Here is a 10,814-nt window from a genome sequence, read left to right as displayed (position 1 = left end):
AGCGGTATGAAGTGCCACCCATAGAATAGAGGGACCCCTTTTAATGCGATCGCGTTACTCTATCCCAGGGGATTCATTCTAGCGGATAAATCAGTCTTCGGCGCATAAACCTGGACTGATTCAAAGCCAGTCAATCAAGTTAGGGCATCAGTTTAGCGAAAGGAATAGAACTGTCACTGATTTGAATAAAGTAGTCAGAGGAAGAGTTCGAGGCGATCTCGGAGGTTTCAATTTCTCCGACGGGTAAAATGAGGGTTGCCTCTAGGTGCGATCGCACGACGCAGGAGCAATGGGACTCGCCATGCAGACAATCCACGAGGAGTTGATTGGCTTGATAATATTGGTCAAGTAGCGCCACTTGTCGGGGGGTAAACTGCCAATTGTGCCCAATTTGGCGATGCTGGATGAGCAAGGCGCGAAATTGTTCCGCCCAGGCATAAGCCCGATCGCCCCACCAGGCAATTAAGCGATCGCGACCCTCCCCAGGATCCGGCAGTTGGTCCTTGAGTTCCTGCAATCCTTCCCGCAATTCTGGCTCATGGGTTAAACTGCGATCGAGGTCCAGAGCAAACCCCAGGGAGAGGATTTGTTTGACATTGGGGTTGCGAGTCAAACTATAAACCAACTCTAAAGCGCGTGCCAACTCCAAATCCAAAGCTAACTCTGGGGCCAAATCCCGGGCTAAACTGGGATCCAGGGCGAGGGCTAAACCCAAGCTGCGATCGCGAAACAAGGTAAAGTAAAATGCCCGAACTGCTGCGGGTTTGTACAATCCTTCCAGCCGTTGGCATTTAGCACTGGTAGTAGCTAAAAACTGCTGCAACTTGCCATCGGCAACCAACATCACATCAATTTGCTGCTTCATCGCTTGCAGCAAAGGGTCAGCATTTCTTAACAATTCTGAGGTGAGTAACACCACTTCTCGCCATCGCGGTTCACAGACATGACTCGCTAACCCTTGTAACTCCTCTTCCAACGCATTGGGATCCGGTGTTGCCGCAATTTGACGCGCCGTAAAATATTCCTGGAAGGTTAAATGGGAAAAGGAATAAATTCCTCGGGCTCGTTCTACTAATAAACCATGTTGCGCTTCGATCGCCTCTAAAACCGAGGAACTTTGCGAACGCAAGGTTTCCGGTTCTGTATTGCTTTGGGGCAATGTGGCCAAATAATCCCCAATATAATGCTCAATTTCCCGCTTTTCAAAAAAGTAATTACTTTGAGCAAATGTGGTCGCCGCAATTTGACTCAACAGTTCTATTTTTCTAGGCAGGGATAAATTTCGATAGACTTCATCCCGTTGAATGCCTCGGGCTTCATCCCATCGCACGAGCATAATATCTAACCCGGCTTCATAGAGTTTAGAACGTTTGTTGGGGAAATCTTCTTTCGTCTGAAAAATACTCGCGGTTAGGGTTAACAGAATGGGCGTAGCCACCAACTCCCAAATCGGTTGGTTTTCAGGTAGATTGAGCTTTTCTAAAAAGCGTTGAGAGAGCAGTAAACCCGCTTCGCGATCGCCTCGGGCTGCTACAAACCATTTTTCAGCAAACGCTTCAATTTGTGAGCCATCAAAATCAGCCAGTTCGACTTCCGTAAATCCCGTGAAGTGGTACTCGCATCCCCCCAAGCGACAGGTGATCGCCACGCGATTTTGATAGTAGGTTTCACAAAATTGGTTGATTTCATGGGCAATTTCTCGGCTATCGCTCGGGGGGACTTCATCTAATCCATCCAACAAAACTAAGGCATGACCCCCTTGGAGCAAGGTTTCAACCTTATCCGATGGCAGGCCAAAGTTGTTGAAAATTTTAGTAATATAATGGAGTAAGGTGCGATTTCCACTCTGTTTTATGTCCGTTTTCCAGTCTCTAATTCTAATAAAAACCGGAAGACCTAAAGTGTCTGTTTTAATGGCTGCCTCTTCGCTCATTTGTCCTTGAATACAGCGAAGCGCAAGAGATTGTAAAAACGTAGTTTTACCGGCTCCCGGCTTTCCCAATATTAATAATTTGGGATAGGTGCAAACCGCTTTAATTGCTGGCATCTGGGACTGGGTTTCTGATGCAGAAATGCGCCGCCCTACTTGACCCTTGGACTGACGATTTTGCCAGGGCTGAAATTGGAGGTCCGAGACTTCTAACCATCGTTGGCGATTCAGTTGTTGGAGAATATTAATCTGGATGTAGATATCATCCAGAGCAACAGGTTGGGAGTTGTCTAAAAGGCGGAGCGTACCACATTGAGCGAGAATGGGTTCCCTCATGCGCGATCGCACTTCAGTGACTAAGGCGGTGATATCTTCAATAGGCGGATCTAACCCCGGATCATCCTCGGTTTTGGGAGGCTCTGGGGTAACCTCCGGGGGTAACTCAGCAATGTCCTGCCAATCCAAGTCTAATTTGCAGCAAATTTCGATAAAAATCGCCCGATCAATAGGCCGTCCTGTCAAAAACTTCCAAATAGATTGACGAGTTTCTAACCCCACTTCCAAAGCCAAATCTTGTTGCGTCCAGCCACTTCTTTCAAACGCAGATTTGGCCTTGAGCTTTCCAGTTTCTGACGTGTTCAGCGATCGTTTTCTCATGGGTATAATCTAGTTTATTTAACCAGGGAGCTTGTAGTTGGGGAACACAGAGGATAATATCCACGGTGAAAAGAAGTTGTTTTGGGTTAACAGTGGCACAAGGAATCAGAGCACTCCATCCCAGGAGGAATCTCTCTATTGATAATGAATTGCTGAATCGAGCTGCTATCGGCTTAAAAAAGCCGAAACAATATCAGCTATTTATAATATGGGGGCCGAACGTTTCCAGTGCAGCGATCGCAGTTGCTGGTGTTGGGGGATCTTCCTCCTATGACCCTGATGATCCCTGACGGCAGCAAGTGGTGATGACTTCTGGACCCCGAAGCGATCTCCGACTCAGGGTGGAGTGAGGTAAATCACCGTTAATGTCAAAGCCAGACTCCGGGAATGAAGAAGTCTAGGAAACATGACTTGCCCTTAAGTTTTCAAAAATGCCATCCCTGCCGGGGGGGTTCAACCCCTATTATACAAAAAGTTGGTCCCCCTGGGGGAGATGGGGAGGATGGGGGAGACGGGGGAGATGGGGAAGATTGTTTGTAGTAACGACTTTAGTCGTTGCCAAGAGTGTCATGGCGTCCGCCATGACACTTACCCTGAGCAGCTTAAGCGCCTGTTTGGGGACTGGCGCTTAATCCTCCATTGGGGCGTTACTTGGCGGATGCCAAGTAACGCGGAAACGACTGAAGTCGTTACTACAAACAATCCTTCCCATCCTCCCCATCCTCCCCATCCTCCCCATCCTTCCCCTCCTCCCCATCTTCCCCCAATCCCCTCACCGCTTTATGATGAGAGAAAGACACCATAACAGCAGACTATGCAGTGGATAGGGATTTTCTGTGGGTTGATTGTGGGTGCGATCGCCGGGTATTTGTGGTCAAAAAGGATGCACTGCATTGAAGAACGGGACCCATCGGCGATCGCATCGTTGCCAGATAACATTGAGCCAGTACAACCGGCGCAATTGGATTCCCGACTCATCAATAGGGAAATTCTCTACCGTCGGATATTTGAGGAAAATCCGGCAGTGCAATTGATCACTGATCCAGAAACCGGGATGATTCTGGATGGGAATGTCGCCGCCGCTGAGTTTTATGGGTATGGGATTGACGCTTTAAAGCAACTTAAACTGGAGGAACTGGATTCCCTCGGGGATCGCCAAGGAGCGATCGCTTCCCAGGAAGCGGGGGAAGAGGTTCCCCTAGACCCTTGCCTCGTCGCAGAGGAGCAACAATCCCGGGAAATCCAGACGAAACCCCTTGATATCGATGGAGTCGCAGTAAATCTCAGGTGGGTTCCCGACGTTATTCCCAGACAACGGAAGGCAACAGCCAGACAACGGGAAGAACGATATCGCTGTTTAGCAGATGCCACTTGTGAAGGAATTCTCTTGCACGATCGCGGGGTCATTATCGATGTGAACCGGGTTCTGGCTCAAATGCTGGGTTATGAAAAAAAAGAACTCATTGGCACCTCCGGTGTGGAGTTAGTGACTCCAGAGTATCGGGAAATCGTCTCGCAGAACATTCAAAACCAGAGCGATCGCCCCTATCTCGTTGTCGCACTGCGGAAAGATGCCTCCACCTTTCCCGCTGAATTGCACCCGAAAATGATTGAGTATCAAAACCGCCTCGTTCGGGTTGTGGCAGTTCGGGACATCACGGAACGCCACCAGGTCGAGGAAGAACTGCGACAAGCGCGAGATCAACTGCGTGCCGTCTTAGACTCGGTACCCGGTAGCATCGCCTGGATTGATTCTAATTTGACCTATCTGGGGATTAACCGTTATCTAGCGCGTTCCTTCAATATTCAACCGGAAACCTTTATCGGGCAACCGATTGGGGCTCTCGAATCCGGAACCCAAATTCAAGATTTTGTCCAGGAATTTTTCAAAAGTAGCGAATCAGAAACCTCTGTAGAAATGGAATGGGAAGTGGATGGACTTCCCTGGCATTATTTAGTCGTCGCGCAGAAATATCTCGGGGGTAAGGCGGCAGTTTTTGCGGGATTTGACCTAACCTGGCGCAAGCAAGCGGAACGAGAATTGCGCTTTAGTGAAGCAAGTATTCGGGCTTTATATGAAGTCAGCGCGGATCCGGCCCTGAGTTTTGACCAGCGTTTGCAGCGATTACTAGAACTGGGGTGTGAGTGGTTTGAGCTAGAACTCGGACTATTAGGGCGGTTCGAGGGCGATCGCCTAGAAGTGATTGCCGCCTATCCCCCGACTTGTGCCATTGTTCCGGGGACCGTTTTGACCGGCGATCGCCCAGGGCATGAGGCGTTAGAGGCAGTCCCTGGACTCAATGGGATTCAGTCCCCGGTAGGGACCGAGGGGGAATCGGATCCCCATGCTCCCAAGGACCCGACTCCGGCGTATTTCAGCACCCCCGTCACCGTTGCCGGTCAAATTTATGCTTCCCTGAGCTTTTCTAGTTCCCATCCCCGTCGCCGTCCTTTTACTGCGGTAGAACAAGAATTACTCAAATTAATGGCGCAGTGGATTGGGGGGGAACTGGAACGACAACAGGCAGCAACTGCCCTCGCCCAAGCCTTTCATCGCAGTCTACTCCTGCGACAAATTACCCAAAAAATTCGCCAGAGTTTGGACACCCACCAAATTTTACAAACCACGGCAACGCAACTGGGACGAGCATTGCAGGTGGATCGATGTTTGCTCCATCGCTATCAAATCTTACCCGAGGCGCAATTGTACTGTGTGACGGAGTATTTAACGCCCGGGGTGAGTTCCCTGTTAAATTTAGAGATTCCGATTCGGGGAAATCCCTTGGTGGAACGCTTAATTCAGCAGGACCGGGCGATCGCGATTGATGATATCCACAATAACCCCTTGGTCTCGTCAATTTCCTCGATGTTGGAACAACTCGGTGTGCGATCCCTCATGGCGATTCGCACCTCCTATCAAGGAGAACCCAATGGGGCGATCTCCTTGCAACAATGCCAGCGATGGCGACAGTGGCGAGAAGATGAAATCGAACTCCTCGAAGCGGTGGCCGATCAAGTTGGGATTGCCTTAGCGCAAGCGGAGTTACTGGAACGGGAAACCCAACAGCGTCAACAACTCGCCGAACAAAATCTGGCCCTCGATCGCGCCAAACAGTTAGCTGAAGTCGCCAATCAAGCCAAAAGTGAGTTTTTGGCAATGATGAGTCACGAAATCCGCACCCCCATCAATGGGGTGATCGGCATGACGGACCTTCTCCTGGATACGGCCCAGACTCAACAACAACGACAGTGGACTGAAACGATTCGCAACAGCAGCGAGAGTTTATTACGGATTATTAACGATATCCTGGACCTGTCTAAAATTGAGTCGGGTAAATTGGAATTCGACCAACGACCTTTTTCCTTGCCAGATTGTATCGCTAGAGCAGTGAGCGTTCTCGCGCCCCAAGCGACGGCCCGAGGGCTGCGTTTCGTTACCCAAATTAACCCGGAGACTCCCGCCCAGATTATGGGCGATCGCACCCGACTCCAGCAAATTTTGGTCAATCTCCTGGGAAATGCGGTCAAATTCACCGAAGTCGGGGAGGCGATCGTCTCGGTTAGTGCCTCTCCTCTCCCCGAGGACCTGCTTGCCACAGACCATCGGCAATCTTGCCGCTATCGAATTCAATTCCAGGTTCAAGATACAGGAATTGGCATTCCCCCAGAAGGAATGCACCGCCTCTTTGAATCCTTCTCCCAAGTGGATCTGTCTACTTCGCGACGCTATGGCGGCACCGGATTGGGTTTAGCCATCAGCAAACGCTTATGTGAAGCGATGGGGGGTCAGATGTGGGTGGAAAGTATGGGAACTTGTGGCGGAAATCCTCCAGAAAATTGGCCGGTGCAGCCCTTTTCCTCCAGTTCTCAGTTTCCCGGTTCTACGTTTTACTTTACGATTGTTACCCGGGCTTGTCCTCAGGCTCAGATTGAAAAAAGTCCCCCCTTACAAAGGTCTGAGACATTGCATCCCGTTCAGCCTCGTGCTGTTCTGGGGGAATCCTCTCCACCCAAGCTGCCTTTACGGATTCTCTTAGCAGAAGACAATCCCGTGAACCAAGAAGTGGCGATTCGGACCTTGGAAAAGATTGGGTATCGAGCCGATTTAGTGCAAAATGGACTCGAAGCCCTGGAAGCCTTGCGCCGTCAACCTTATGATGTGGTGTTAATGGATATTGAGATGCCGCAGATGGACGGATTGACGGCAACCAAGCGGATTCGGGAGGAATGGCAAAACCGCCCAGAACCTGCGCCGAAAATTATTGCAATTACGGCTTATGCAATGGAGGGCGATCGCCAAAAATGCTTTGCCGCTGGGATGGATGGGTATATTACCAAACCCTTTCGCATCAAGGCTTTGGCCAGTGCTTTGGAGCAGATTCAATCCGGTTCAGCCCAAACTGACTCGGGGGACCAGATGCAGTCTACCTTTATCAGTGACCATTTGTTTGGTTCTAATCCTCCACCCCCCCGGGATGGCGAGGGTGAAGCAGTCCTCGATCGCCAGATTTTGGATTCTTTACGCGATATGGCAGGTCCCAAAGCGGCAGCGATGTTGTCTCTGATTATCGGCAACTATCTCGAAGATGCACCGGAACGACTGCAAGAAATTCGAGAGGCAGTGGCGCAAGGTAATCCGGAAGGGTTGCGTCAATCGGCACATTCGCTGCGATCGAGTAGTGCAAATCTCGGTGCTCTCACCCTTGCAAATCTGTTGAAAGAGTTAGAAAATTTAGGTAGAGCGGGGACGACTGCCAATGCACCGGCGCTCCTCACCCAGGTGGAAAAGGAGTATGAAAACGTGATCAAAGCCTTGGAACTCGAACGGAAACAGAATAATTCATGACTCCTACTGGTGAAGATAATTCCCCGTTAATTTTGCTGGCAGATGACGATCGCTCCATGCGATCGCTCCTGCGTCTAGCAATGGAAGAAGAAGGATATACCGTAGCTGATGCTAAAAATGGTGAGCAATGTTTGGCCGAATTTAAACGATTGCAACCGGATATGGTCCTGCTGGATGCGGTGATGCCAGTGATGGATGGGTTCACCTGTTGCCATCAGTTACGCCATCTGCCTGGAGGGGAGCATACTCCAGTTTTGATGATTACAGTCCTTGACGATGCAGATTCCGTCGATCGCGCCTTTGAAGCTGGGGCCACGGATTATGTTACAAAACCGCTACATTGGGCCGTCTTGCGTCAGCGGGTGAGTCGGTTATTGCAGGCGTCTCAATCTCTACAACAAGTGACCCAAGTCTCTCAGGTATTGGATCAGGTGAGTCTGAGGGAACGACTTTTTCGCTATCTGGCAGCGAGTCTGACCCAGTGTTTACCCCAGGAGGAAATTCTCCGGGGGTCCCTTTCTCAGTTAAGGGGTTTGTTAGGGGTTGATCAGGTGGCCCTATGCGATCGCCAGGGAACCTGTCTTATGGACTCTGTGGCAAGTGAAGCAATCTCAGCAACGAAATATTCCTTACAACAGACGGGGTTTTACCAGCGGTTGCTATCGGGAGAGGCAGTTGCCTTTGCGGATCTACAAACCGCAGTCCCTGAAGAGGCGATCGGCTATTTTACGGCGTTGAATATCAAAGCGGCCCTCCTCGTCCCCTTTCCCCCAGGGGAAGAATGGCAGGGGGTCCTCACGGTCTATCATTCCCAGGGGCGATCGTGGGACACCGCCGAAGTCACATTCTTGAGTGAGTTCTGCACCCTCCTCAACCGGGTGATCTCTATCCAATATCCAGCCTAAACCCGCAATCCCCAATGTTTGTAGTAACGACTTCAGTCGTTCTACCCTTTTCGTAGTAACAACTTCAGCAACAACCGGCGGGGGATAAATCCCCCGCCTAACAGCTCAAGTCGGTTGAAACCGACTGAAAACACCACTGTATCAGCCTTGCAGTCGGTTTTTAACCGACTTGATTCTATTAGGCGGGGGTTTTATCCCCCGCCGTAGAGGCGCTTATAAAAGCGCCTCTACAGGCTAAAAGGTTAAAACCCCTATAGGTGTTGAGAATGGTGCAAGATCTCAGTGGTAACGACTTCAGTCGTTCTCTTAGTTTGTAGTAACGACTTCAGTCGTTATCCCCAGTTCGTAGTAACGACTTCAGTCGTTCTCTTCAGTATTTTAACCTACCAACGGCATTAAAAGGCTCCTCTCTCGCTGCGGGTTGCCCCTTCCATGCCCCTAAACTGGACCCTCCACGGTGGTCCCAACTCAATGATTTTGGGGAGAATCAGAAAATTTTTCGGAAGTCAAACAAAATTTTTCAAAGTTATACACAAGTTGAACAGTTTGCAAACGCGATCGCAAACATCCATCGACAATACTAAGGATAAGCAACGGTTGAGGGCAATGGGTAGCGAGGCTCCGCAGCCTCGATACCCACTTTAAAACTTCCTTCCCTGAATTCACACCTGGTCGGCGAGTCAAGGAGTATCCACAATCACATTGGCTAATTCCGGCATGACCTCCAAGGTCCAAACCACTATTCAAGACCCGTTGAGGACCCAGCAAGGTCCAAACCACTATTCAAGACCCGTTGAGGACCCAGCAAGGTCCAAACCACTATTCAAGACCCGTTGAGGACCCAGCAAGGTCCAAACCACTATTCAAGACCCGTTGAGGACCCAGCAAGGTCCAAACCACTATTCAAGACCCGTTGAGGACCCAGCAAGGTCCAAACCACTATTCAAAACCCGTTGAGGACCCAGCAAGGTCCAAACCACTATTCAAGACCCGTTGAGGACCCAGCAAGGTCCAAACCACTATTCAAGACCCGTTGAGGACGTTTTCATACCGACCCTATTCCCAGTGTACCCCGGAGCTGTTCCCAACGGTCGAATAAAAACGACCCCTGAGATGAACTCCTATCCAGGGACCTGGCCACCGGAAGTCCACAATTAAAGCAAAACCTCTAAAATCTTTTGGGTTAAATCTATGGAGCCTCTAACCTTGACCCCTAGCCCCCCTACAAAAGAAAAGGTTGGGACACAAACGTGCCCCAAACCGCAAAACCACTATTCTAATGTACCCGTATCTACTGTAACTCTAATTGGTGGAGAGTTGCAAGATGAATTCATATAATTTTCAAATTTTTGACAAATTTCTTCCTAAACCTACGGAAATCGGTAACGAGGACCAGTCTGTCAAGGGCGTAGGGGCCAGATGGAAACTCTGCCGGATGGTCCAGGTTCCGTATCCTGAACCCCGTTGCTCTTTTTCAGATCATACCGTAACTGAGCGGCTGTTGCGGGTCGTGAAGGTCCCTTACCCCCAGCCTGAACATCCCTTACCCGATGCATCTGTTCCGGATCCACTTGAGCCAACCCGCGAGTCTTGCCCAAGATGGGATCCAGTGGTGACTCGGTGGAATTCCCATCACCGGACAATCGGTTCCAACTGGAGTGAACCCCTTTCTGGATCCACCGTGGCGATCGCAGCTTCTCGAATCCAGGGGGACCCTTCAACCCACAAACGGGCGATCGCGAACTCCCCTTTTTCCACCCCAGGGTGAAAACCCCACCGGACTCAGGCTGCTGACTCACCCCAATCTAATATGAGAGACTGTTGAAAACCGACTTCAATTAAATTAATAAAGATTAAATTTATGAAAACTGCCGGAACTCAACTAGAAGGAATTTGTACCTCAGATCTTCCCAGATTTCCAGTTAATCCATCAGACAAGTCTGAACACCCCAAATACAACTCCAATTTTGCCAATGCCATCCTCAAAGGGGTTGTCTTTACGGGAGCCAATTTGAAAAGAGCTAATTTGATTGGCACTAATTTATCCGGAGCCGATTTGCAAGGAGCCGATTTACAGGGAGCGAATTTATCTGAATCAAAGCTTTGTGAAGCCAATTTAAGTGGGGCAAATTTAACCGGAGCCAATTTAACCGGAGCTGATTTGAGGGATGCCGATTTAACTGGCGCAATCATGCCAGACGGAACGGTTTATGACCCCCATCACCATTTACAATCCTTGAAAAAAGGTTAAATTTGATGGGATTTTATGTGAATTACAGGGCATCCATTCAAGTTTTGACACAGAACCCGGAAACGACTGAAGTCGTTACTACAAACAGGAAAAAAAGGTTTCTTTGTTCGTCGTAACGACTTTAGTCGTTTCTTCCTTTAAAGTCATGACCTGGTTGACTGACAAAAGTTAAGAATGAGGGCTGAAAGCTTTACATTCAGGGATTTTTAGCCTGGGGCTTGAAAA

General features: G+C 49.6%; 6 protein-coding genes. 5 read left to right on the top strand and 1 reads right to left on the bottom strand.

Annotation, left to right across the window (positions count from 1 at the left end):
• Positions 1 to 139: 139 nt before the first annotated feature.
• Positions 140 to 2,587, bottom strand: coding sequence for an NACHT domain-containing protein (locus tag NG795_RS28070; protein ID WP_367291893.1), 2,448 nt, complete (start codon positions 2,585 to 2,587; stop codon positions 140 to 142).
• Positions 2,588 to 3,107: 520 nt separating this feature from the next.
• Between NG795_RS28070 and NG795_RS28065 the strand changes: the two genes are divergently transcribed.
• The 5 genes from NG795_RS28065 (at position 3,108) to NG795_RS28045 (ending at position 10,589) form a co-directional block, all read left to right on the top strand.
• Entirely contained in the window at positions 3,108 to 3,392 is a 285-nt protein-coding gene (locus tag NG795_RS28065) for a hypothetical protein (RefSeq protein ID WP_367291892.1), read from the top strand.
• A gap of 9 nt (positions 3,393 to 3,401) precedes the next feature.
• Complete coding sequence (locus NG795_RS28060) at positions 3,402 to 7,433, top strand: PAS domain S-box protein (RefSeq protein WP_367291891.1); 4,032 nt, start codon at positions 3,402 to 3,404, stop codon at positions 7,431 to 7,433.
• Positions 7,430 to 8,338, top strand: coding sequence for a response regulator (locus NG795_RS28055; RefSeq protein ID WP_367291890.1), 909 nt, complete (start codon positions 7,430 to 7,432; stop codon positions 8,336 to 8,338). The genes NG795_RS28060 and NG795_RS28055 overlap by 4 nt, the downstream gene beginning before the upstream one ends.
• 1,324 nt (positions 8,339 to 9,662) lie before the next feature.
• Complete coding sequence (locus tag NG795_RS28050) at positions 9,663 to 10,106, top strand: hypothetical protein (protein ID WP_367291889.1); 444 nt, start codon at positions 9,663 to 9,665, stop codon at positions 10,104 to 10,106.
• Positions 10,107 to 10,199: 93 nt separating this feature from the next.
• The gene (locus NG795_RS28045; RefSeq protein ID WP_367291888.1) at positions 10,200 to 10,589 is read left to right on the top strand and encodes a pentapeptide repeat-containing protein; all 390 of its coding nucleotides are present in this window, start codon (positions 10,200 to 10,202) and stop codon (positions 10,587 to 10,589) included.
• Positions 10,590 to 10,814 lie beyond the last annotated feature (225 nt).

The sequence above is a fragment of the Laspinema palackyanum D2c genome (genome assembly GCF_025370875.1).
In the GTDB taxonomy this organism is placed as follows: domain Bacteria; phylum Cyanobacteriota; class Cyanobacteriia; order Cyanobacteriales; family Laspinemataceae; genus Laspinema; species Laspinema palackyanum.
Note: the sequence above shows the minus strand (reverse complement) of the source record. Positions and strands in the feature narration are given on the sequence as shown.

What these genes read in the sequence shown, in the direction of transcription:
- NG795_RS28070 (WP_367291893.1), bottom strand. Translation starts at nt 2,587, where the DNA reads ATGAGAAAACGATCGCTGAACACGTCAGAAACTGGAAAGCTCAAGGCC.
- NG795_RS28065 (WP_367291892.1), top strand. Translation starts at nt 3,108, where the DNA reads ATGGGGAAGATTGTTTGTAGTAACGACTTTAGTCGTTGCCAAGAGTGT.
- NG795_RS28060 (WP_367291891.1), top strand. Translation starts at nt 3,402, where the DNA reads ATGCAGTGGATAGGGATTTTCTGTGGGTTGATTGTGGGTGCGATCGCC.
- NG795_RS28055 (WP_367291890.1), top strand. Translation starts at nt 7,430, where the DNA reads ATGACTCCTACTGGTGAAGATAATTCCCCGTTAATTTTGCTGGCAGAT.
- NG795_RS28050 (WP_367291889.1), top strand. Translation starts at nt 9,663, where the DNA reads ATGAATTCATATAATTTTCAAATTTTTGACAAATTTCTTCCTAAACCT.
- NG795_RS28045 (WP_367291888.1), top strand. Translation starts at nt 10,200, where the DNA reads ATGAAAACTGCCGGAACTCAACTAGAAGGAATTTGTACCTCAGATCTT.